The 23,595-nt window shown below is 45.6% G+C and carries 22 protein-coding genes and 2 tRNA genes; 11 read left to right on the top strand and 13 right to left on the bottom strand.

What is annotated here, in order from left to right:
- Positions 1-110: 110 nt before the first annotated feature.
- Positions 111-1,244, top strand: a complete 1,134-nt coding sequence (locus EL162_RS01070; RefSeq protein ID WP_126329468.1) for an RluA family pseudouridine synthase — start codon at positions 111-113, stop codon at positions 1,242-1,244.
- Positions 1,245-1,291: 47 nt separating this feature from the next.
- Here the strand turns inward: EL162_RS01070 and EL162_RS01065 are convergent, their stop codons facing one another.
- Entirely contained in the window at positions 1,292-1,777 is a 486-nt protein-coding gene (locus EL162_RS01065) for a hypothetical protein (RefSeq protein ID WP_126329466.1), read from the bottom strand.
- Positions 1,774-1,992, bottom strand: a complete 219-nt coding sequence (locus EL162_RS01060) for a hypothetical protein (protein WP_126329464.1) — start codon at positions 1,990-1,992, stop codon at positions 1,774-1,776. Before EL162_RS01060 ends, EL162_RS01065 begins: the two co-directional genes overlap by 4 nt.
- 275 nt (positions 1,993-2,267) lie before the next feature.
- Here EL162_RS01060 and ppx point away from each other — a divergent pair, with 275 nt between their 5' ends.
- From ppx to EL162_RS01035, 5 genes are all read left to right on the top strand, one after another.
- On the top strand, positions 2,268-3,827 hold the full coding sequence (ppx, locus tag EL162_RS01055; RefSeq protein WP_126329462.1) for an exopolyphosphatase: 1,560 nt from the start codon (positions 2,268-2,270) through the stop codon (positions 3,825-3,827).
- Between the two features lie 122 nt (positions 3,828-3,949).
- Positions 3,950-4,747: an acetyl-CoA carboxylase carboxyltransferase subunit alpha gene (locus EL162_RS01050; protein ID WP_076554964.1), complete on the top strand. Its 798-nt coding sequence runs from the start codon at positions 3,950-3,952 to the stop codon at positions 4,745-4,747.
- A 58-nt stretch (positions 4,748-4,805) separates the two neighbouring features.
- Positions 4,806-6,182: a tRNA lysidine(34) synthetase TilS gene (gene tilS, locus EL162_RS01045; RefSeq protein WP_126329460.1), complete on the top strand. Its 1,377-nt coding sequence runs from the start codon at positions 4,806-4,808 to the stop codon at positions 6,180-6,182.
- Positions 6,183-6,278: 96 nt separating this feature from the next.
- Positions 6,279-7,121 carry a pyrroline-5-carboxylate reductase gene (gene proC, locus EL162_RS01040; protein WP_126329458.1) on the top strand — a complete coding sequence of 281 codons (843 nt, stop codon included), beginning with the start codon at positions 6,279-6,281 and terminating at the stop codon, positions 7,119-7,121.
- Between the two features lie 108 nt (positions 7,122-7,229).
- A complete protein-coding gene (locus EL162_RS01035; RefSeq protein WP_076554961.1) occupies positions 7,230-7,793 on the top strand; it encodes a YggT family protein in 564 nt (187 codons plus the stop codon).
- Positions 7,794-8,160: 367 nt separating this feature from the next.
- Here EL162_RS01035 and EL162_RS01030 read toward each other — a convergent pair whose 3' ends face one another.
- Positions 8,161-8,982 carry a hydroxymethylpyrimidine/phosphomethylpyrimidine kinase gene (locus EL162_RS01030; protein WP_126329456.1) on the bottom strand — a complete coding sequence of 274 codons (822 nt, stop codon included), beginning with the start codon at positions 8,980-8,982 and terminating at the stop codon, positions 8,161-8,163.
- A gap of 224 nt (positions 8,983-9,206) precedes the next feature.
- Between EL162_RS01030 and EL162_RS01025 the strand changes: the two genes are divergently transcribed.
- From EL162_RS01025 to EL162_RS01015, 3 genes are all read left to right on the top strand, one after another.
- Positions 9,207-9,298, top strand: a tRNA-Ser gene (locus EL162_RS01025).
- Positions 9,299-9,416: 118 nt separating this feature from the next.
- A tRNA-Arg gene (locus EL162_RS01020) sits at positions 9,417-9,493 on the top strand.
- A gap of 117 nt (positions 9,494-9,610) precedes the next feature.
- Positions 9,611-10,222, top strand: coding sequence for an RDD family protein (locus tag EL162_RS01015; RefSeq protein WP_197718983.1), 612 nt, complete (start codon positions 9,611-9,613; stop codon positions 10,220-10,222).
- Positions 10,223-10,227: 5 nt separating this feature from the next.
- Here the strand turns inward: EL162_RS01015 and hemN are convergent, their stop codons facing one another.
- The 5 genes from hemN to EL162_RS09905 all read right to left on the bottom strand — a co-directional run bounded on the left by hemN (position 10,228) and on the right by EL162_RS09905 (position 14,825).
- Positions 10,228-11,637 carry an oxygen-independent coproporphyrinogen III oxidase gene (gene hemN / locus EL162_RS01010; protein WP_197719004.1) on the bottom strand — a complete coding sequence of 470 codons (1,410 nt, stop codon included), beginning with the start codon at positions 11,635-11,637 and terminating at the stop codon, positions 10,228-10,230.
- A 474-nt stretch (positions 11,638-12,111) separates the two neighbouring features.
- Positions 12,112-13,119 (bottom strand): calcium/sodium antiporter, encoded by a 1,008-nt coding sequence (locus EL162_RS01005; protein WP_126329452.1) that lies wholly within the window; start codon positions 13,117-13,119, stop codon positions 12,112-12,114.
- A 23-nt stretch (positions 13,120-13,142) separates the two neighbouring features.
- Positions 13,143-13,724: an aminoacyl-tRNA hydrolase gene (gene pth / locus EL162_RS01000; RefSeq protein ID WP_126329450.1), complete on the bottom strand. Its 582-nt coding sequence runs from the start codon at positions 13,722-13,724 to the stop codon at positions 13,143-13,145.
- Between the two features lie 74 nt (positions 13,725-13,798).
- Entirely contained in the window at positions 13,799-14,437 is a 639-nt protein-coding gene (locus EL162_RS00995) for a 50S ribosomal protein L25/general stress protein Ctc (protein WP_076554955.1), read from the bottom strand.
- Positions 14,438-14,528: 91 nt separating this feature from the next.
- The gene (locus tag EL162_RS09905) at positions 14,529-14,825 is read right to left on the bottom strand and encodes a hypothetical protein (protein ID WP_227543414.1); all 297 of its coding nucleotides are present in this window, start codon (positions 14,823-14,825) and stop codon (positions 14,529-14,531) included.
- A 150-nt stretch (positions 14,826-14,975) separates the two neighbouring features.
- Here EL162_RS09905 and putP point away from each other — a divergent pair, with 150 nt between their 5' ends.
- Positions 14,976-16,469: a sodium/proline symporter PutP gene (gene putP / locus EL162_RS00985; RefSeq protein ID WP_076554954.1), complete on the top strand. Its 1,494-nt coding sequence runs from the start codon at positions 14,976-14,978 to the stop codon at positions 16,467-16,469.
- Between the two features lie 219 nt (positions 16,470-16,688).
- Here putP and minE read toward each other — a convergent pair whose 3' ends face one another.
- The 5 genes from minE to yihG all read right to left on the bottom strand — a co-directional run bounded on the left by minE (position 16,689) and on the right by yihG (position 21,211).
- Positions 16,689-16,970, bottom strand: a complete 282-nt coding sequence (gene minE, locus EL162_RS00980) for a cell division topological specificity factor MinE (RefSeq protein ID WP_197719003.1) — start codon at positions 16,968-16,970, stop codon at positions 16,689-16,691.
- Complete coding sequence (minD, locus tag EL162_RS00975; protein WP_076554952.1) at positions 16,967-17,782, bottom strand: septum site-determining protein MinD; 816 nt, start codon at positions 17,780-17,782, stop codon at positions 16,967-16,969. The genes minE and minD overlap by 4 nt, the downstream gene beginning before the upstream one ends.
- A 394-nt stretch (positions 17,783-18,176) precedes the next feature.
- Entirely contained in the window at positions 18,177-18,941 is a 765-nt protein-coding gene (gene minC, locus EL162_RS00970) for a septum site-determining protein MinC (protein WP_076554950.1), read from the bottom strand.
- Positions 18,942-19,102: 161 nt separating this feature from the next.
- On the bottom strand, positions 19,103-20,206 hold the full coding sequence (locus EL162_RS00965) for a hypothetical protein (protein ID WP_126329446.1): 1,104 nt from the start codon (positions 20,204-20,206) through the stop codon (positions 19,103-19,105).
- Between the two features lie 33 nt (positions 20,207-20,239).
- Complete coding sequence (yihG, locus tag EL162_RS00960; protein ID WP_126329444.1) at positions 20,240-21,211, bottom strand: 1-acylglycerol-3-phosphate O-acyltransferase, YihG family; 972 nt, start codon at positions 21,209-21,211, stop codon at positions 20,240-20,242.
- A gap of 491 nt (positions 21,212-21,702) precedes the next feature.
- Here yihG and EL162_RS00955 point away from each other — a divergent pair, with 491 nt between their 5' ends.
- Positions 21,703-22,374: a YiaD family glycine zipper/OmpA-like lipoprotein gene (locus EL162_RS00955; protein WP_076554948.1), complete on the top strand. Its 672-nt coding sequence runs from the start codon at positions 21,703-21,705 to the stop codon at positions 22,372-22,374.
- The last annotated feature ends 1,221 nt before the right edge of the window (positions 22,375-23,595 follow it).

Genomic DNA, 23,595 nt, shown 5'->3' with positions numbered 1-23,595 from the left:
TATCAAGTCATCTATGATCAAAAATTGATAAAACTGCGGTCAGGGATTTGTCATTTTTTGGTGAAAATTTTGCTCTTGATACAAAATTCACCGATACATTACCTCGCAACATGCTAAACTATACCAAAACTTTTGCCAAACGCCTACAAAAAAATGTCAAAACCATGAAAAATTTACAAAAAAAACGCCAAAAAGCACCATCGCACCCCCATTTTGCACAAAAATCGTCCCAAATGAGTGGTCAGCAAGGGAAGTTTCATCACAAAAAATCTACCAAGCAAGCACAGGTACAATCTGCCGATGCCGCCATCAGGGATTTTACGCAGGTGAATTTTTTGAGCGTAACGGATAACCAGCATGGTCAGCGGATTGATAATTTTTTGCTTGCACGGCTTAAAGGCTTGCCACGCTCGCATTTGTACAAATTGATTCGTGCTGATGAGATTCGCATTAATGGCAAGCGTTGCAAGGCTCATGACAAACTGTGTGCAGGTGATGTGGTACGCATAGCACCGCTTAGGTTGGGCGTTAGTAAAGAGCCTGTCATCAGTCAGACGCTGGCACAGGGCTTGTTGGCACGGATTGTCTACGAAGATGATGGACTGATTGTACTAAATAAGCCGCACGGCATGGCGGTGCATGGCGGTTCTGGCGAGAGCTTTGGCGTGATTGAGGCGATGCGTATCGCCACGGGCAAAAAATATCTGGAGCTGGTGCATCGCATTGACAAAGATACTTCAGGGCTATTGCTCATCGCCAAAAAACGCAGTATGCTCAAGATGCTACAAGAGCATTTTCGCCAAAAAACCATTCAAAAACAATATCTGTGCTTGGTGCATGGTGTGGTTGAGCAGGGACAGATGATTGACAAGCCGCTGCTAAAATACACGCTGGCAAATGGCGAGCGGCGTGTCAAGGTGGATAAGCAGGGCAAGCCGTCCCAGACCAAGATAGAGGTTTTGGCGACTTTTTGGCTTGATGATATGGCGGTAAGCCTTGTCAAAGCAAGCCCTCTGACAGGACGCACGCACCAGATTCGTGTACACATGGCAAGTATCGGACACGCCTTGCTGGGCGATGACAAATACCAACAGCAAGCTCAAGCACAGACAGCTGCCCAAAAAGGCGTAAGAAGACTGTGCTTGCACGCATGGCAAATCGCTGTGCCGATGGATACACAAACCAAGCAGTTTACTGCAGATTTGCCTGAGGATTTGCAGCAGCTGGTTGGCGAGCGGTTTTGATGACCAGTTTTGAGCTGATGGGTGGTATTTTGATATCGGTAGGTATCTTATTCAACCGCAGCGGTAATCAGCAGCTCCTGTGAGCAATCTTTTGGCACAGGTTTGGTGGAAGCATTGGCATTAACGGTATTTGTGCTATCAAGCACAATTTCATCACCGATTAAGATTCTTCTTTTTGATTTTTTGTTTAATAAACCGATAACATTTTGATTGTCATCAAATAAAATTTCATTGGCATTGGGCGTGGCTAAAGTATATGTTTTGCCACTAAGAAAAGATCGAACGGATAGGCATTGGTTGTACACAATCAAACTTGCTGGTGGTTTATGTTCTGCCAGCAAATTATCTGTTAGTAAAACATCGGCACTATTTAAATAAAATATGGATTGAGTGTCTTGATTTTTATTTTGATCTTGTTGCATTTCGCTACTTTTGATTGGCCGGGCTTTAGTACTTGGTTCGTTGATGGCTGGATTTGAACACGCAGTTAAAGTCAGCATTGAAACAATTGCAACCGTAATTTGTTTTTTCATAAAAATCTCCAAGACTGCATAATATTATGCAGTCTAAATATTGTATTGAGTTTTTCTGACAAGGTAATGACTTGCTCTTGCAAATCTAGGCGAAGCTGTACCTCTTCGGCACTGATGCCATAGGTGCTTTCAAGATATGATTGCTCGGCATAAGCATGGCTTGTTGCTAAGACAAGGGCAGACAGTGCCAATTTGCATCCATTGGTGAATTTCATTCAATCTCCTTTTGCCACATGTACACATGATGCTTATACGCTTCAGATACTATAAAAGCAAAGCAATGCAAGATAATTGCTGGCGTGTATTGTTTGGTTGAGTTTGGGTGTTTTTTGTACAAAATACAGATTGCGATTTATCATCAACAAAAGGCAAAATCAATGCACTCAATCCATGCCAAAAAGCGGGATTGGCGGTGCTGCTTGGCAATTTTTCCTAGACAATTTGGTGATTTTATTTTACAGTATTGATAATTTTATTTTTGGAAACCGCCATGAAAACCGTAACAATAGACACTACCGATCGCCACGAAAAAATCGCCAATGCCATCACCAATGCCGCTGCCATCGGTCGTGATGAGCTACTCGGAGCGATTGATTTGGGCTCGAACAGTTTTCATTTGGCGATTGCACGCTTGGATCATGGCGAGGTGCGAAAAGTTGCCTCAATTTCTGAAAAGGTGCAATTGGCGGCAGGTTTGGACGAGCAGAATGTCTTGTCCGAAGAGGCAATCGTGCGTGGACTTGAGTGCTTAAATCGCTTCTCTCAGCATATTACCGAAGTTCACCCAAGCCGTTTGCGTATTGTGGCGACCAATGCGTTGCGTAAGGCGGTCAATGCCCAAGAATTTCTCCAGCGAGCCAACGAAATTTTGCCCAAGCCTATTGAAATCATCGCAGGGCGTGAAGAGGCACGGTTGATTTATTTGGGCGTGTCGCATTCTAATGCCAGTACAGATAGACGGCTGGTGATTGATATTGGCGGTGGCTCGACAGAGTTTATTATCGGTCAGGGTTTTGAGCCGATCGAGATGGAAAGCCTACAAATGGGCTGTGTTACTTATACCAAAAAATTTTTTGATGATGGCAAAATCACCGAGGCGGCGTTTGAGGCAGCGGCAAAATACACACAAACCGAGCTGCTTGGCATCACCAAACGCTACAAAAAAGTCGGCTGGGATAATGCCATCGGCTCGTCAGGCACAATCAAGGCGGCACGGTCTGTGCTTGCCGAGCTTGGTTTGTCCACTGAGACCGTTACGCTTGCTGGATTACAAAAACTCAAAAAACACCTAATCAAGCTCGGCTCAATTGAAAAAATTGATTTTGAAGGGGTAAAAGCACATCGTCAGGCGGTATTTCCTGCTGGCGTGGCAGAGCTTATTGCCATCATGCAGACATTGGGCATTGATGAGTTGGGTTATTCTGATGGTGCATTGCGTGAAGGGGTGATGTACGATATGCTTGGTCGGCTAAACTGCGAAGATGTGCGAGATCGCAGTGTGGCGGCGTTGGCTGAACGCTATTCGGTTGATGCCAAGCAAGCAGCTCGTGTGATGACCAGAGCGGCACGGTTGTTTGATGCCGCAAAAGACAATTTGGGCTTTGATGACGAAGATGCTGATTTGTTACGCCGTGCTGCCAATCTGTATGAGATAGGACTGGCGGTTGGACATAGTAATTATCAACGCCACAGTGCTTATCTGCTTGAGCATTCAGACATTGCAGGTTTTTCACAAATGGGGCAGGCGATGATGGCACAACTGGTTTTGCACCATCGCCGCAAATTAAAACCTGACACATTGCAAGCGGTGGAGGCATTGGGCGGTCGCAAATTGGCATATTTGTGCTTGATTTTGCGTTTGGCGGCACAGTCAAGCCACAGTCGCACCACCAAGGCGGCGGCGATTGATTTAACCGTCAGCAGCCCAGATGCTTGGCAGGTTGTGGTTGGGGCAGGTTTACATGAGGAACTGATTGCCAATCAGCTGGAACTTGACATACCACAGTTTGCCAAATGGGGTGTGGCGTTGAGCGTGGTTTGTACCAAATGAGATGGCCATCATCTACCGACCGATAAAGAAAGTGCCAAAATTTTTGTAAAAATGATGACGGAATTTAAAAAAAGTGCTAAACTAAATGTCAGTTTACATTTGTACAATACTAAGAGTGTGATATGAGTCAAGTTTGGGAAAGTGTGCAACTGGCACGCCATGCAAAGCGTCCGTTGTTTTTGGATTATGTTGAGGCATTGTTTACAGAGTTTGATGAGCTGCACGGCGATCGTGCTTTTGCTGACGATCGTGCGATTATCGGCGGTTTGGCACGCTTTGATGGCGAAGCGGTGATGGTCATCGGTCAGCATCGTGGACGCAGTACCAGAGAACGCATTGCTCACAATTTTGGCATGGCAAACCCTGAAGGCTATCGCAAGGTGATTCGCTTGGTGCAGATGGCGGAGCGTTTTGGTTTGCCTGTATTGACCTTTATTGATACGCAGGGAGCATATCCTGGCGTTGGTGCAGAAGAAAGAGGTCAGGCAGAAGCGATTGCCAAAAGTATTGCGGTATTTAGTAGCCTAAAAACCCCCATCATCGCCACAGTCATCGGCGAGGGCGGTTCAGGTGGAGCATTGGCAATCGGTGTGGCAGATAAGGTAAATATGCTACAAAACAGCATTTATTCGGTGATTTCACCTGAAGGCTGTGCGTCTATTTTGTGGAAAACCGCCGAAAAAGCCGCCGATGCCTCAGAGGCACTAAAGCTCAACGCCACCAATTTGCACCAGCTTGGCTTGATAGATGAAGTTGTGCCAGAGCCTAGCCCTGCCCACGAAGCACCAGAGATGGTCATGACAGCATTAAAGCAGCTGCTTGCCAGTCAGCTTGGAGAATTATCAGGGCTGCCAACCGATGTATTATTGCAGCAGCGTTATGACAGATTGATGAAATTTGATTCGACTGTGTCGTTATAATCAAACAACAATCCTGTGGGCGAAATCAATTTTCGCCCCTTATATTTTGGGGCAAGGTGTGAATACAGATGTGCTAAGTACGACACTGCTTGAGGCTTATCAGGATTATTATGCTCGCAAGCAGGGCGGTAATGGTCGGCTGTATTTGGCGTGCAGTGGTGGCAGGGATTCTTTGTCATTGGCATATGCTTGCTGGTTGCTGTATCAACAAGGCAGGATTGATAAGCTGCCCATACTGCTGCATGTGCATCATGGTTGGCAGACGGCAAATGATGACTGGGCAAAAATGCTTAGCAGCTGGGCGGTGCAATATGGCTTTGAGTGCCATATCCTGCCTGTCAAATTATCAAAAAATAGCGAAACGCACGCACGCGATGCTCGTTATCAGGCGATGATGTCAATGATGGCGTGTGATGATGTGCTGATGCTTGCTCATCATGCCAATGATCAGGCGGAGACTGTGCTGATGCGACTGGCTGATGGTGCAGGCTTGCAGGGCTTATCTGGCATAAAAACTTGGCAAAAAAAAAGCCTGATGATTGAAAATTCAGCCAAGACCATCATGCTTTGGCGACCTTGGCTGACGGCAACTCGCGAGTGTATTAGCCGTTTTGCCCACCAACACGAACTGCCTTATGTTGATGACGCAACCAACCTAGACGATCGCTATATGCGGGGTCATTTGCGTCAGCATATCTTACCACAGCTTGCCATCATGAATCCCAAAGCCATCACCAACATCAGCCGTTCGGCAGCTTTGCTTGGTGGATACTTGGCAGTGATTGATGATTGGCTGGCAGAAAAAATACCCCTTTGTGCTGATGTGGATAATCTGCCGTATCAGCAGGTGCTGTTTTTGCCCAAATTGCGCCAGTTTGATGAGGCGGCACAGCAGCTGCTCATTCATCACTGGCTGCAAGCAGATGAGCCTGTGGCACCACCGCAGGCAATCAGTGTGCAGGCGCATCGTTTGGCATATCGCCATGACAACGACCACAACAGCCAAATATGGTGGCAGGGCAGGCAGGCGGCGTATGTGGTTTGTCGTTATGATAATTGCCTGTATCGCTATCGGCAAGATGCGTGGCAACTATTGCAGCATTCGATGATACAGCCCCAACGCAATCAAGATGGCTGGGTGCTGCTCGATGATGGTAATTGTCAATTACAGCTTCACTGTCCGCCAAGTCAAATAACAACCGTCCAACAACAAAAAATAACCATTGGACAGTACCAGTATCGTGGCAAAAAACTGGCACAAAAACTTCGCATACCGACTTGGTTACGCAGGCATTTGTGGCAACTGTCCATTGATGATAATCAGTATCTGATTGCCCCTATGATGGCGTGGCGACTGCCCAGCGGTGATGGGCTTGATAATTTTGCACCAATTGGGCGAATGGTGTACAATGACAAACCAAATCGCACCCTGTGATTTTTTTTTGGTACATTGCTGTGTTGGGTGCAAATAAGATTGTAAAAATTGCTAATTTTCTATCGGTTGATAAATGGCAAAAAATGGGGATAAATTATGGCGAATTTTGAAGTGTTAAATGGCAAGACCATCAGCTTTATTGGCGGTGGTAATATGGCACGAGCAATTATTGATGGCTTGTTAAAAGCCAAGCAAGACAACAAGCTGGATTTGTGCTTGTGCGTCTCAGATAATAATGAGGACAAACGCCACGCTTTTGCCAGCAAGGGCGTGGAGGCGGTTACTCCAGACAAATCACCCAGTATTATTAGCAAGGCAGATGTTGTGGTGCTGGCGGTCAAGCCACAGGTGATGCGGCAAGTGGCAACGACTGTCGCTCCTTATTTGACAAATCAGCTGGTGTTATCGGTAGCAGCTGGGTTGTCGGTGGCAACCTTATCGCAGATGCTGGGCGATTATCAGCAGATTGTACGCTGTATGCCAAATTTACCAGCCAGCAAGGGCTTTGGGGCATCAGGGTTGTTTGCAGATAATGCTAGTGAAAAAGACCGTGCGATGGCACAGGCTGTGATGCAAGCCTCTGGCATGGTGAGCTGGGTGGCAGATGAGGCATTGTTGCACGCTGTTACTGCTGTGGCAGGCTCTGCACCTGCATATTTTTTCTATGTGCTTGAGCATATGATAGACAAGGCAGTACAGATGGGGCTTGAGCGTGCAGACGCACAGGCTTTGGTGGTGCAGAGTATGCAAGGGGCGGCCGTGCTGGCACAAGATAATGACCCTGCCGTATTGCGTGAGCAGGTAACTTCCAAGGGCGGCACCACGGCAGCGGCATTGGCAAGTCTTTATGAGCATAAAGTGGGCGAGGCGTTTGCTGAGGCGATGCAGGCGTGTAGCGACCGCAGTGTTGAGCTTGGTCATATGTTAAGCCAAAGCTAGCTTGTGTAGATTATTGATAAGAATCTGCATTGAACCGCTGTCGGTTGGACAAATATTCGGATTATCCTACTGGGTGCTTGATCGCCCAACGATCACAAAGAGAAATTTATGAATGCCACTGCTTTTGTTTTGATTATGATGTTTATCAATTTTGCCCTAATGCTGCTTTTTGTGCGTTTTATGATTCAGCTGGCAGAGATTGACAGGCGTGAGCCTGTGGCACGGGCAACTTATCGCTTGACTTCTGTGGTTGATTTGTTTGCTCGTATTTTTCCCAATGTTGGTTCGGGGCGTATCAGCATGGCGGCGGTGGTGCTGATGTTGTTGCTTTGCTTGATTGGTGTGGCGGTAGAGAATGCGTCATTGGGCAAATCCATCACCGCCGCTGAGCTGTTTTTTGTTGGCTCGCTGGGCGGTATCATGAAATTTTTGCAGTTGTTGCGTTATACCATGATTGTATCGGCGATTAGCAGTTTGTTGATGATGTTTATGAATGTCAATAACAGCTTGATGGGCGTGCTGATGCAACTGGCTGAGCCGATCGTTGCACCATTTCGCCGTTTTGTGCCAAATATCGGCATGATTGATTTGTCATTTTTGGTGGCATTATTTAGCTTGCTTTTGCTTGAAAATGTTGTCGGCATTATTGGGCGATATATTTGGAATTTATAACCAGCTTAGGTCATTTAACAATGATATTGCTGGTTTGGTTGGGCTTTCACCCAAATCATAAATATAAGCGACGGTGCTGATTGCTAATTGGACAGGCTATTGTCGGCATGGATTATTGGCATGGTTGTGGTGATAAAGATGATTGCATAATGTACCAAAGCTGTTTTGCCCCATTTTGGCTCTGTGATGTGGATAAATCACGCTTTTAACATATTTATCTTTACCAATAAAAAGCACTTGGAGTGTGGGTAGATTGCCAAAAGTATCATGACAGCTTTGTAAATACCCCATGCTCAAGCCATGCGATTGCAAGCTGCCTTTTGATGGGCGTATATGGCAGGCGGTTAAATAAAACAATCAATAACCGCTAGAGCTTACCGCATTTCTCACAGTCAGTTGGCGACTGAAAAAATCGATTGGGTATCTGCTGGGCGGTGGGCGATTGATGTGGTTTGTCGGCATGGCATAGGGTACGATGTATCCATGTGTCCGCAGCATTGATGGCGGTAATGAGCTCATCACCCATTGCCAGCCGACCTGCGATATAGCTGGCAAGTGAGCAGCCTGACCCATGAAACTCTCCTGCCAGACGAGGCACAACGCTGGTATGGGCAATTTGCTCATTAATGTACAAAAATTGCTCAATATCCCCTGTGTGATATTCGTGCGAGGTTTTTAACAGAACCGCTTGCACGCCTTGAGCATTCAGAGACTTGGCGGCATCGTGTAGATTTTGCCGACCGCTCAATGCACGGATTTCGTGAGTGTTGGGTGTGATGAGTGTGGCATGGGGCAGCAGTTTGCCAAATGCCTGCACCAAAGTCGCTGGGTCGCCCAGACTGCCGCCAGAGTTGGCAACCAATACAGGGTCAAGCACATAAGGCGTGTCAGCTGTGATGATTTTGTCGGCAAATAACGCTGCAATGGCATAAATGTTGCCAACCGTGCCAAGCATGCCTGATTTGATAGCACGCACAGGCAGATCATTGATAACAGTCATCGCCTGTCTTATCAGCAAATCATCACTGACAGGCGTGAAGTCAAACACCGTTTGCGAGTTTTGCACCGTCAGGGCGGTGCAGGCGATGGCGGCGTGAGCCTTGGCAGCTCCGACAGACTCGATGTCAGCTTGTAGCCCAGCACCACCTGAAGGGTCAAGCCCCGAAAAACACAATACTGTGGGTCGCATTCGTCATTCCTTTGTGATGGCATTTCAGTGATTTTGTTGCCAGAGATTATTATACAAAAATATCAAAAAAAAGGGCAAAAATCCACCAAGAGTAAAAAAATTCATATTTTTTGAAAAAAATACTTGCAATTGCCAATATTTTTGCTATAATTACCGTCCACAACGACAGGCGAAATCATCAGTTGATGCATAAGCAAGCGTAGCAGTTTGCCCAGCCTAAGTTCGGTGAAGTGGGTGAGTGGCTGAAACCAGTTCCCTGCTAAGGAACCATACCTAATTACGGGTATCGAGGGTTCGAATCCCTCCTTCACCGCCATTTGTTTTCTTATGTATTTGCTCCAAATCAAGAAAATAAATAAAAAAGTGCTTGACTTACAGAATTTATCCTGTATAATAGCCGCCACAACGAACGATGTTTACAGAGTAAGTTGTCCGCACCCGTAGCTCAGTTGGATAGAGCACTTGGCTACGAACTAAGGGGTCGGGAGTTCGAATCTCTCCGGGTGCGCCATATTATCAAAAATCACCAAGATGTTATTTTGGTGATTTTTTTATTATTTCATCACTTTTGGCACCCTATGCCTTGATTGTGGTACAATATGGCATATTTTTAATAGCAAAACAGACAATGTCCTCATCTCATCACACAACAAATACAGCTTCACCCACCCAAACCGCCACTGTCGCCAAGCCTTTGGTTAGACTGCTTGCCATCGTCTATGATGGTATGTTGATTTTGGCGATGTTGTTTTTGGTGGGAGCGGTGTTGGCAGTGATTGGCACGCTGTTGTTTTTGGATGTCGGCACAACCTCGCAACAAGCCCAAAAACTGCCATTGTGGTACCAAAACATGATCATGACACCATCATTTGTGCTGACTTTGATTGGTTTTTATGGTATTTTTTGGCGAAAATCTGGGCAGACGCTGGGTATGCAAACTTGGCGACTAAAGACAGTGAATGCACATGGTGAGCTGCTTAGCTGGCGACAATCCTGCGTGCGTATTCTTGCTGCTTGTTTGTTGCCTGCCTTATGCAGCGTGGTTGGCTTGTTGATTCACGGCTCAAAATTGGCGGTACTGGTGGCGGCGTTTTTGGGGTTTTTGTTTAACTTTTTGTTTTGCTTATTCAACCGTCGTGGGCTGGCTGTGCATGATATGCTGTCAGATACCCTGACGCTTAAAGTGCCAAAAATTGCCCATCAAACGCTATGGCAGAGTCTAAAACGCCGCAAAAAATAACGCATTTAGATAACTTTTGAGAATCGCCCTGCGTGCTTTTTGTCAAGATAGGCATCAAAAACCATGGCGATATTACGCCCCAAGATACGACCCGCTGGCAAGATGTGAATGCCTTGTTCATCAATGGTTAATAAACCATCAGCCGCCATGTCGTGCAAAGTTTCAAGCTGCTTGGCAAAATAGACCATTGGCTCAATACCAAATCGCACACGCAGCTGTGCAAAATCCACATAATCATGACACAATAGATTCATAATCACATATCTGTGCATATCGTCAGTTGGGCTGCTTGCAATGTGCTTGACGGCTGGCAATTTACCCTGATTAATCATGCTGCAATACTCATCAAGCGAGGTGGGGTTTTGTAGCATATGATTGCCAATTTGGCTGATGGCACTGACACCAAAGCCAAGCAAATCGCACTCACCCAAGATGGTATAGCCCTGAAAATTACGGTGCAGTTTGCCGTCTCTTTGGGCGATGGCAAGCGTATCATCAGGTTTGGCAAAATGATCAATGCCAATGTACTGATAACCTGCTTGGCTTAGCAGTGTGATGATGGTATTAAACATTGCCAATTTTTCGGCGGCGGTGGGCAGGGTGGATTCACAAATCCGTTTTTGTGCAGCAAAGCGAGCAGGCAGATGGGCATAATTAAATACCGATAAGCGAGCAGGTGATAGCTTGATGATTGCTTGCAGGGTGGCTGTCATGCTCTCAACGCTTTGATGCGGCAGACCATAAATCAAGTCAATATTGGTTGAGGCAAAGCCAAGCTCCTGTGCTGTTTGCATGACTTGTGTAATCAAATCAAGCGACTGCACTCTATTGACAGCAATCTGCACTTGATGATTTAAATCCTGCACACCAAAACTTAGGCGATTAAAGCCAAGATTTCTTAGCACCCGCAGGGTGGTTGGTCGCAGCTCTCTGGGGTCAATTTCGATAGAAAAATCACCCTCTTGAGCAAAATGAAACTCTGCGTGCAAAAAATCCCACAACCTTGCCAGTTCGTCATCACTTAAAAAGGTCGGCGTGCCACCACCAAGGTGCAACTGCTTGACGATGGGCGAGCCTGTTAGCAGTGATTTTTTGTGGCGAATTTCGGCGAATAAATAATCCAAATAGTCGCCTGCATCGCTGTTTTTCTTGGTGATGATTTTATTGCAGCCGCAGTAATAGCACAAATGACGACAAAACGGAATGTGCAGATACAGCGACAGTGGTGTGCTTGGGTCTTGGTGCGTGAGAATGTCAGCTTCGCGACCATCATCAATGGGGCTAAATTCTAAAGCAGTTGGGTAGGAGGTGTAGCGAGGCCCTTGCTGGTTGTATTTATTGATAAGAGTTTCGTTAAAGTAGACGCCCTGAAAATGCGTGGGCTGACGGTTGGCATAAGGATTGTTTGTCATGATGGCTTGGCTTGTTAAATGCTTGAGTTATTATAGCGTACTTTGTGAAAAAATTGACAAATTTTGTCGTCTTGCTGGTCAAATGCTAGCTTTCATCTGGTAGATTAACAATCCCAAGCAATATCAAGGTTTTTGTGGGGTTTTTAAGATTTATTGCTGGTTAAGAAAGGTGGCAATCTTATTAAAACTGTCAAATCTTTAAACTCACGCTTGGCATTTGGGTCTTTGGATTTTATGAATAAATATCGTTTGATTTGATTGGGGAGTTAATCTGCTAAGCCCTTGAGGCTAAGATTTGCCCAAAAGCAGACAAGCGGCGTACATACCAAGCCGTTATTGATAAATCAAATTATGCTGCAATGCCGTCAAGACAGCCATGCAAGCATTGGGTAATTGGCAATGGCATGATGGATTGGGTAGTTTAACAAATCAAAGCTGCTTTGGCGGTGGCTGGTGCTTGGCCAAAGCAGCAAGGGCTTATATCGGCAAAACCGAAACAATCAGCCATGCACTATAGGCGACAAAGCAACTAATGAGCAGTACACCAACAAGGCGACCCAATTGCCCATCTCGTTTGATGGCGATGGCACATAGCACAAACAACAAAGCGGTGATGGCACACATCACTAAGGTATCGCGGTTTAAAATCTCTGAATCAACTGACATTGGCATAATCAGGGCTGCTACACCAACCACGCCCAAGGTGTTAAATAAGTTTGAGCCAAGCACATTGCCCAATGCCATCTCAAACTCACCTCGCCGTGCAGCAATAACTGACGAAACCAGCTCGGGCAAACTTGTACCAATGGCAACAATCGTCAAGCCGATAATCAAATCTGACAATCCCAGTAATGTTGCAAGCTCAACAGCTCCCCAGACTATCAATCGCGAGCTGCTCACCAGCACGAATAATGCTACGAGCAACAAAATGACCGACTTGGCCGTATTGACATCATCAGGAGCAGGAAGCTCGTCTGCTGCCAGCTCATGTGCCGCCTCGGTACTGGCAAGTATAGCGGTTTTGGTGGCTTGGGCATGACGTTTGGCATGAATGATTTGCACGCAGATATTGGCAATTAATAGCACAAGCAAGATAATTGCATCAATACGGCTGATATTGCCATCAAGCATTAGCCCAACGGCAACGATGGTTGCAACTATTAGCCATGAAAAATCGGTTTTTAGCACTTGTTTTTGGATTGCAATCGGAGCAATTAGTGCAGTTACACCCAGTACTAAGGTGATATTAACAATGTTTGAACCAAAGGCATTGCCCAGTGCCAAACCAGGACTGCCTGCCAGTGCTGACAGTGATGAGACGACAATCTCTGGCATCGAAGTGCCAACGCCGATAATCAACGCTCCGATGAGCATTTTTGGCATATGATATTTATTAGCAAGGGCAACAGCGTGGTCAATGAAACCATCTGCACTAAAAATCAGCAGGGCTAAGCCTATCAGCATGGCAATGATTGCAATTAGCATAAAAGTTACCAATTTGTCGAGAGTTATTGAGGTAGTTTAAAACCATTGATTTGATTGCGTGCCTTATCCATGTCGCCTGTCATCAGCATAGGCATGGCATCAATGGCACAATCAATGGCGGCATCAATACTGATGCGTTCATCGGTCATGGGCTTATTTAACACAAAATTGCTGACCTGTGAGCTGTGTGCAGGGCGACCAATACCGATACGCAGACGATGAAAGTTTGCACCAAGATGTGGCACAATATCCTTTAGCCCATTATGACCGCCATGACCACCACCTGTTTTGAGCTTAATGTTGCCAGCAGCAATGTCCAGCTCATCATGAGCCACCAAGATTTCATCACTGCCAAAATTATAAAACTTGGCAAAAGGGGCGACCGCCTGACCTGATAAATTCATAAAAGTCTCGGGCAGTAGCAGACGCACAGGTGCATTATGTATCATACCATAGCCGACTTTTGCACGGAATTTTTTGTCAAAACTGAGTAAAATGCCGAATTTATCACACAGCGACTCGACAAACCAAAAGCCTGCATTGTGGCGTGTGTGCTGATATTGACTGCCTGGATTGCCCAAGCCTACAATCAATTTGATGGTCATAACTTGATGTCCAAATATTTTTTGCTTAATAAAAAACCAGTAAGCAACTTACTGGTTTTTGTGATGAGTAAAAATTACTCTTCGCTTGCTTCAGCGGTTTCGCTCGCCTCTTCGCTTGCTTCTGTTTCGGTTTCAACAGTAGGTGCTTGCATGGTGGCGATGGTGCGGTTTAGGTCTTCGCTATCAGCAGTTACTAGAGTAACTTCTTTTGGCAGTTTGATGTCGCCAAGGTTGATAGAGTCGCCGATGGCAAGATTTGCCACATCAACTTCGATGCTCTCAGGCAGATTGCGTGGTAGGCAGTTGATTTCAATGTCAGTTACCAAAGTGGTCAATACGCCACCTGCTTTTTTGCCAACAGAAGTTTCTTCGTTGATGATTTGCACAGGTACATTAAAATTCATGGTTTGACCACGAACGATACGCTGAAAATCTACATGCAAAGGGAAGCCTTTGGCTGGGTGGCGTTGTAGTGCCTTGATGATAACTTCTTGCTCGGTACCGTCAATTGAGATGGCGATGACGCTTGAAAAAAAGGCATCGTTGCTCAACGCTTTTACCAGCTCATTGGTTTTAACGCCGATGCTTACTGGCTCTTCGTTGCCGCCATAGATGATGGCTGGAATTAGGTTTTCTTTACGCAGGCGGCGGCTCGCACCTTTGCCCTGCTGGTCTTGCGAACGAGCAACACCGTTTAGAGTAAATTGGCTCATAATAGATCCTTTTGGTGATTGAAGGCAAACTTGCGACCAGTTTGCCAATGATGCCCCAAGGGCGTTTTGGTGGTTATCCACCAATGACAAATTAGCTGGCTATTATAGCGTATTTTTGTGCATTTGCCAAATTTTTTACCAACTTTAATGGACTGTGTTTGTGGCAATGGTTTTGTGTCAATTTCCCCAATTTCCCCAATTTCCCCAATTTCCCCAATTTCCCCAATTTCCCCAATTTCCCCAATTTCCCCAATTTTTCCAATTTTTCCAATTTTTCCAATTTTTCCAATTTTTCCAATTTTTCCAATTTTTCCAATTTTTCCAATTTTTCCAATTTTTCCAATTTTTCCAATTTTTCCAATTTTTCCAATTTTTCCAATTTTTCCAATTTTTTTTGAAAATAATTCTCAATAATAACAGAATTGTGCTTTTTATGTTATAATGAATAGCATTTTGTTTTATTTATTAAGACAAACAATAGTGATTATTTAGATTGTATTATTAACAGCTTTGCTGTTTGGATAAAGGAGTGTGCCTTATGCAAGTTGCGGCGGGCGTTTGGATTTCGTTGGCGATTTATTTTTTGTTGATGATTGCCATCGGTTTCTATGCTTATTTTAAACAACAAAATAATGTTGAAGGCTATATGCTTGGTGGTCGAGATTTGGGCCCTGCGGTAACGGCATTGTCAGCTGGTGCATCAGATATGTCAGGCTGGCTACTGCTTGGTTTGCCGGGTTATATGTATGCCTCTGGCGTGGTGAGTATCTGGATTGCTCTGGGGCTGACCATTGGGGCATTTGCCAACTATCTACTGGTGGCACCACGATTGCGTGTGTATACCGAGGTGGCAGACAATGCCATCACGCTGCCTGATTATTTTGCCAACCGTTTTCATGACAAGTCGCACCTGCTGCGTATTATGTCGGCTGTGGTGGTGATTGTCTTTTTTACCGTTTATACGGCAGCCAGCCTTGTAGCAGGTGGCAAATTGTTCGAAAGCTCACTGGGGCTATCGTATAGCTTGGGGCTGTGGGTAACTGCTGGCGTGGTGGTTACTTATACGCTGTTTGGTGGGTTTTTGGCAGTGTCATTGACCGACTTTGTCCAAGGGGTTATTATGCTGATTGCCATGTTGCTGGTACCGATTGTGGCATTTGGCGAAATTGGCAGTATCTCAGAGGGTATGGCAATCGCCCAGCAAGCCAATCCTGAAGTGTTTAACCTAAAAAATGGCGTAACCACGATGGGTATCATCTCGCTGATGGCGTGGGGTTTTGGTTATTTTGGTCAGCCGCATATCATCGTCCGCTTTATGGCGATTCGCTCGGTCAAAGATGTGCCTGTGGCAACTGCCATTGGTATGGGCTGGATGATTTTGAGCCTAATTGGTGCTTTAATGGTGGGGCTTGCAGGTATTGCTTATATCGCCAAAACAGGGCAGAGCTTGAGCGATCCTGAGACGATTTTCTTGTTTTTCTCGCAAGTGCTGTTCCACCCATTGATTGCAGGCTTTTTGCTTGCGGCGATTTTGGCGGCAATCATGAGTACCATCTCAAGTCAGCTGCTGGTGGTATCAAGCTCGCTGACTCGTGATGTTTATAAGCTATTTCTTGACCGTGAGGCAAGTGAGTCTCGTCAAGTGCTGGTGGGTCGTATCTCAGTGATAGCGGTTGCACTGGTTGCCATTGTTTTGGCGGGTGATAGCAACAGTTCGGTATTAAAGCTCGTTTCGCACGCATGGGCAGGCTTTGGGGCGGCATTTGGCCCACTGGTTATCTTGAGCCTGACATGGAAGCGTATGAACAGAAATGGTGCATTGGCAGGTATGATTGTCGGTGCATTGACGGTGATTGTGTGGGTGTATGGAGGTTTTGAGATTGGCGGTCAGCCAGCAAATGATGCGATTTACTCAATCCTACCGGGCTTTGCGTTGAGCTTTATTACCACCATTGTGGTCAGTCTGCTAACTGCACCGCCACCTGCTTATATTGTAGAAAAATTCAACGAAATGGAACGCGGACTAAAATAACCGTATCCAGAGCGACCACCGTACATTTGTGCGGTGGTTTTTTTTGTGTATGATTGTGCTGTTGATGACTGATAAGCACAGCTTTAATGCTGACTGATTGGGAATGGAGCTGTGATTGCAGGCTTGGTTGATAGGTTTATCAAATTAATATCTGCACTCATTATAGATTTAAGCCAAAAAAATAACGCAGATAAATGGCTTATCTGCGTTGGTAAGGGGTCATTTGCGATCAGGCAGGCTGATATTCATCTCCAGCACATCAAGATTGTCTTCATGACGGTGATTGATGTTAAGGTTGTCAAGGCTGACACCATTGACATATTTATTGACCACTGCCAAGATTTCACGCTTCATCTGCTCAATGCGATCAGTGGTTAGGCGAGTATTAAGGCGATCGTGGCTGGCAACGATGACTTTTAGTCGATCTTTGGCGATATCGGCACTGTTTGAGCTATTACCGCCACCAAAAAGCGTGTTCCAAAATCCTTTTTTCATCATCAGCCCCCAAACAACCGTTCAAAGAAGCCTTTTTTCTTCACTTCCAGATGACGCAGCGGCACTTCTTTGCCCAAGAAACGATCAACGATATCATCATAGCATTGTCCAGCTGCCGAGTCGGTGAAATGAATCACAGGCTGACCTTGGTTGGAGGCCTCAAGCACAGCATTGCTCTCTGGAATGATACCGATCAATGGCACACGCAAAATCTCATCAGCGATGGTCTTGTAGTCCATCATTTCGCCTTCTGATGCACGAGTTGGGTTGTAGCGAGTGATGACCAGATGCTCACGGACGCTGCCGCCTTCCTCGACTTTTTTGGTGCGGCTTTGTAAGATGCCGATGATGCGATCCGAATCACGCACCGATGATACTTCTGGATTGGTAACGATTAGGGCTTCGTCAGCATGATACATGGCAAGCTGAGCTCCTCGCTCAATCCCTGCAGGGCTGTCGCAGACGATGTAATCAAAGCCCATGTCCTCTGACAGCTCTTTCATCACTTGTGCCACGCCATCATCGGTCAATGCGTCTTTGTCGCGAGTTTGTGAGGCTGGCAAAATGTACAAATTGTCATAGTGCTTATCTTTTACCAGTGCTTGTGCCAACTTGGCATTACCACTGATAACATCAACAAAATCATACACAATGCGATTTTCGCAGCCCATGATCAAATCAAGGTTACGCAAACCCACATCAAAATCAATAATCACGGTCTTAAAGCCGCGTTTTGCCAAGCCTGCACCAAATGATGCACTGGTGGTGGTTTTGCCCACACCGCCTTTACCTGAGGTAACTACTACGATTTTTGCCACAACGGCACTCCTTATAAAACAGCAACACGGCATAACCACCAGTTGCCAAAGCTAATACCTTGCTAGAATAGCATATTTGTACAATTTCATCAATTGCTTGGTTGATTTTTGCTGGCTGATTCTTTATTTATTATAAAAAATGACAATTGTCAAAATAGACAAATGGTAAAATTGTCCATGATAATGCTTTGGCAGCAATCTAACAGTTCGGTCAAGCACAGCGGTGGCGGACAATGGCGTGATGCTGTTTGTCTAGAGATTATGCTTTGAGATATTAAGCTGTGCTTGCTACATACAGCAGACCAGATGGCTGTCATCAGTGCGACAGGCTGGGCTTGTCAGTTTTTCCAACCTGTTTTGTTATCAATCATGATGACAGCGTGTTAAGACAATCTTAGGCTAATAAAGTAAAAATCAGCCCTTGATTTTCGTCATAAGTAACCTGCACCGCCTGCCCAATCATCTCGCTGGGAATGGCATCACGCAAGCAGTAAGTGCCAGCGACAGACACCAGCGATGGGTCAAATTTTTGGCAAAAAATTCGTGCATTTTTGTCGCCTGTTGCCCCTGCAACCAATCGTCCCAGCCCTCGCCCATAGATATGTAGGCTGTTGTCGGTGATTGCTTCTGCACCCTTGTTCACATCGCCAATGATGGTCAAATCACCACCCAAGTGCTGCAAGCTCTGACCCGAACGCAACATCTGTGTGTGGATACTGCTGACACGCTGCTGGCTGTCTTGGGCGGTGCTAAGTGTTGCTGCTTGTTGGGTTGCGGCAGCTGGCACGCCAACTGTAGCGGTAGTGTCTGTGTTTGTGGTGTCGTGTTGCGTGGCGACAGGCTTGTCGTGGGTGCTGGGCAGTCGCTCAATGCGTTTGCCATCGGCAGGGAAAATTGCCAATCGCAAATCTTTTGCCTGTATATCAAGCAGACCGCTCACCACACCAATGGGCTGTATATCCATAAGCCATAACAAATCCAGCAAGGCATCAAGCTCTAGAGCAATATCGCTGTCAATGATGATGGGCAGACTGCTGGCGATGGGATTGCTGGCGAGCAAAACCTCCAGTTCGCTACGGATTGCTTGCAAATCATCGGTATGAATTTTTAGGCGGCTAAAGGTGAGCATTTTGCCAAAGAGGGTAACGGCTTGAGTCATGCGTTTTTGCCTTTTTTAAATGGTTATTAACAAATTATCCAAATATTGTGCTGATTGTAGCATTTTTTGCCGTATGAAAAAAGCACCCACCGCCAAGCAATCCACTACCACCCCAGTCGCCAGACTGTCTGATGGCTGTGATAAGCCATCATGGCTGTTTATTATGGCAATTGCTGACGGTGTTTCCATTGTTGAATCTTAATCTGTTCTTCAAAGGCGGATAAGGACAGCTCAACCACTTCAGCAACCAGCGTCTGCACCTGCGGATGCGTGGTGTCAATTTGGGAGATGCCGTGAGCGATGGCACGCATTAGCCCATCAAGTGTCTCATCAGCAAACAGGTGCTGATTGATTGCTGTGGTAACTTGCTTGCCGATACTGCGTCCAACGCTGTGAATCTGTGATTCTATCATGCCACCTGCGATGGGAATGAGCTTTAGGTATTTGCGTAATTCTGGCGTGTCATCAAGTGCTTGCTCAACTGCCGCACCGACACTGGCAGACAGTCGCTCGCCTTGCTCTGCCAGCAATGCCGCCTGTAGTCGCGGTGTTAGTTCACGGCGAAGCAGTTCAAGAATCGCTGTCTCAATTTGGCTGCGGTTGGCGGCGATGGTCTGTTGTAATAATTGCCCATGCTTGCCCGTGGGCTGATGAAGCTGTGTGCGAAAATTATCAATCGCTGTCAAGATAACACGGTCAGACAGCTCTTCTAGCAGCACATGATAATAAAATTGTGCCGATTGTATCCAGCGTTGTGGCACAATCTGTATGCCCAGTCGGTGCAGTCGGCGTACAATCACCACCACTCGCAGCAGTCGCAAAATACGCAAGGCAGGAATCACCCCAAGCACTTCATACCAATGCACAAAAGGAAAGAAAAACCAGCGATAATAAGTACGAGCATAAATCGCCAGCCCCCAACGCACCAGCAATTCACCAAGCCAAAATAGGGTAAAAAACCCACCAATGGTAGCAATGCTGTCATGATAATTCTGCTGATAATTGACCAGCACTGCCGACAGGTTCAGCCACTGTGCCAGACTGTGAGCGATACCACTGGTTAATATCGTATCGGTCAGTATGAGTGCCAAATCAACAAGCAATAGCAACAGCATGAGAATGTCATAACCCAGCTTGGTGCGACTGGGGCGACGCTCTGGTGCCTTGGCTGTGCCATAAAATGGTATGACGCCATCAGGCAGATCTGTCTGCTGTGGCATGGTAAGGGTGTCAAGTGTGGGCGTGCTGCGTTGTTCGGTGTTCATTTTCTATGGCTACAGTTGTGTTGCGGTGTCAAGTTATTTTGATGGATTATTCTCTGGGTCAAAATCATTAAGCAGGGCATCTATTTTGGCATCTTTGGCTTGCCAAAGCTCATCAAGCCACGCATACATTTGTGCCTTGACGGTATCATCGCTCTCATATTTGCCATTTTTTAGTGCTTCAAGCAGTGCATCATTTGGGCGGATAAATTCAATATCAACCGCCAATCTGCGAAGTTTGCCAGACCACAGATCGGCATAGGTTGGCACGCCATCAGGATAGACCAAGGTCATGTCCAAGATGCCGTCAATCTGTTGCCCAAGGCTTGCCAACGCCAACGCCAATCCGCCTGCTTTTGGCTTGAGCAGGTGGCGATAGGGGGAGTTTTGTTTGGCGTGTTTTTCGGCGGTAAAGCGAGTGCCTTCAAGGTAGTTGAGCAGCACAAAGGGCTTGCCGCTTAATAGATTGCACGCTCGGCGAGCTTCTTGCAGATCTCGATTGGCAAGGGCAGGATTTTTGGCAATTTGCTCTTTGCTGTGGCGTTTCATCATTGGAAAATCCAAGAAATAAAAGGTCTGACCGACAATGGGAATATAAATCAGTTCATGCTTGGTAAAAAAGCGAGTAATCGGCAGCACGCCTTCACTGATGTACTGAATAATGCTGGTATCCACCCAAGATTGATGGTTGCAGATGAGCAAATAACGACCGTTTGGGTCTAGGTTGTCAGGCAGGTTGATACGCCAGTCTTTGCTGGGCAGTACTTTATCAATCAGCAGGTTGTTGGTCTGCAGCCAGTGGTTGGTAATGCCGATAACGGTGTCGTCAGCACGCTTTGAGCCTGTGAGCATCTTGGTAACGCCTGCACCGATAACAGGCACACCAACCAAAAGACTGTTGGCGGCGATGGTGCTGGTGCTGGTTATCAGCGACAGTTTTTGGGCAAGTTTGGGTTGTTTTTGGTGCAGTTTTGCAAAAAATGGCAAAGTTTTGCGTCCATTTGACATGATTAACCTCATCAATTCAGCTCAAGTGCTAATGTTTACGATTGTACATAGTTTACCAAAAATTTCTCTCATTGGCTAAGATTTACAAAATTTATTCAGTTGTCTAAATATAAGCCAAGCCTTGACTTATGATGACTGCTGTCAGTGCTTGACATATTTGCCATAAGGTTTGTAAGATTAAGCCAGCTTAGACTTAAACTGACCAAGTGTGGATAGCATAGGCGTGGCAGTGGGGCGGTTTGGTGTATTCGCTGGTGTGATAATTGTTACCAAAGTTGCTAGAATATGCACAATCGCACAGATAAATTACACAGCGTGCATAAACTCATACCAAATGCTACAGTTATTGTACAAAGTAGCCAAATATTTGGTGCATAATGTTGCCATCGCCTAAGAGTGCAGGCGTGCAAGGTGTGGCAGATTGAGCCAAGTGATCAGTTTGACAGCCGATAGATATCATCAGTAAAATTTACAAACCAAAGGAGTTTGTTATGAAACTAAAAGCATTTGGCGTAACCATGTTGGCTGCCAGCGTAACTTTGGCAGGCTGTGCCAATACAGGTACTGGCACTGGTACTGGCATTGGCAATATCGATAAGCGTGTTATTGGTGCGGTTGCTGGTGCGTTGGGCGGTGCTGCTATTTCTAAGGCAACAGGTGGTGAAAAGACAGGCCGTGATGCAGCGATTGGTGCTGCCGTTGGTGCAGGGGTGGGCTGGTATATGGAACGCCAAGCCAAGCAAATTCAAGAACAAATGAAAGGCACAGGCGTAACCGTTGAGCATGACACAAAAACAGGCAATATCAACCTAGTTATGCCAAGCAATATTACTTTTGCCCATGATGATGCATCGCTTAACCCAGCATTTTTGAGCAGTCTAAATCAGCTGGCTGCCACCATGAAAGAATACGGCCAAACAAGTATCGTGGTTGCAGGTCATACCGATTCTACAGGTCGAGCTGACTACAATCAACGCCTGTCTGAGCAGCGAGCAGCTGCTGTACGCAACTATTTGGCTGGTCAAGGTGTGGCGACAAGCCGTATCCAAACCGTTGGTTATGGTATGCGTCAGCCAGTGGCGGATAATACAACCGAGGCAGGCAGAGCCAAAAACCGCCGTGTAGAAATTACCATTTTGGCACCCCAAAGCCTAAATGGCTAATGCCAAACTCTTTGTTATTGTAATATCAAAAATCCGCCAGCATCACTTAGCTTGGCGGATTTTATTTTCTTAACCAAAATTATAATATTTTTCTCAAACAACACTTGCAAAATCTTGATTTGATGGCATAATAAAGATAAATAAGGAGCGGTTAGGGTTAGCCCCTAACTCAAGCCTCCGAAGTGTTTCTGCCACTTCTCAGGCTTTGCTTTTAATAAGCTGGTAAGCTAATCAAAAGCAAGATGATGATTAAAATGAGCTTAATCATATCCACCTCCTTACAGTTGCCACCACTCACACAGGTCGGTGGCGGTAACCTACAAGGCAGCAGCTGCAACTGTTGCCTTGATTTATTTATAATAAAAAATCTTTTTGACGGTGTCAAATGATTCAAATATTGCAAATTTTACAAAACAAAAATCCGCCAACATCACTTAACTTGGCGGATTTTATTTTTTAACCTAAATTATAATATTTTTCTCAAACAACACTTGCAAAATCTTGATTTGATGGCATAATAAAGATAAATAAGGAGCGGTTAGGGTTAGCCCCTAACTCAAGCCTCCGAAGTAGCCTTACTGCTTCTCAGGCTTTGCTTTTAATAAGCTGGTAAGCTAATCAAAAGCAAGATGATGATTAAAAGTAGCTTAATCATATCCACCTCCTTACAGTTGCCACCACTTCCATAGGTCGGTGGCGGTAACCTACAAGGCAAGTGTTCCAGCACTTGCCTTGATTTATTTATAATAAAAAATCTTTTTGACGGTGTCAAATGATGGTGTCAAATATTGCAAAACCACCATCACACAAATTAAAACCGCACAAAACAAAAATCCGCCAACATCACTTAACTTGGCGGATTTTATAATTAATTATAATATTTTTCTCAAACAACACTTGCAAAATCTTGATTTGATGGCATAATAAAGATAAATAAGGAGCGGTTAGGGTTAGCCCCTAACTCAAGCCTCCGAAGTGTTCGCATCACTTCTCAGGCTGTCTGCATTAATAAGCGTTATTGCTTAATAACAGCAGAATGATAAACAAGATTAGTGTGAGTAATCTCATTGTACCTCTCCTTACAGTTGCCACCACTCACACAGGTCGGTGGCGGTAACCTACAAGGCAAGTGTTCCCCCACTTGCCTTGATTTATTTATAATAAAAAATCTTTTTGTAGGTGTCAAACAATGCCACCGCTTGGCAAGTTTTTGCTTGCCAA

It is taken from the genome of Moraxella cuniculi (assembly GCF_900637105.1).
GTDB classification, from domain to species: Bacteria; Pseudomonadota; Gammaproteobacteria; order Pseudomonadales; family Moraxellaceae; genus Moraxella; species Moraxella cuniculi.
This window is presented reverse-complemented; position numbering and strand designations above follow the sequence as displayed.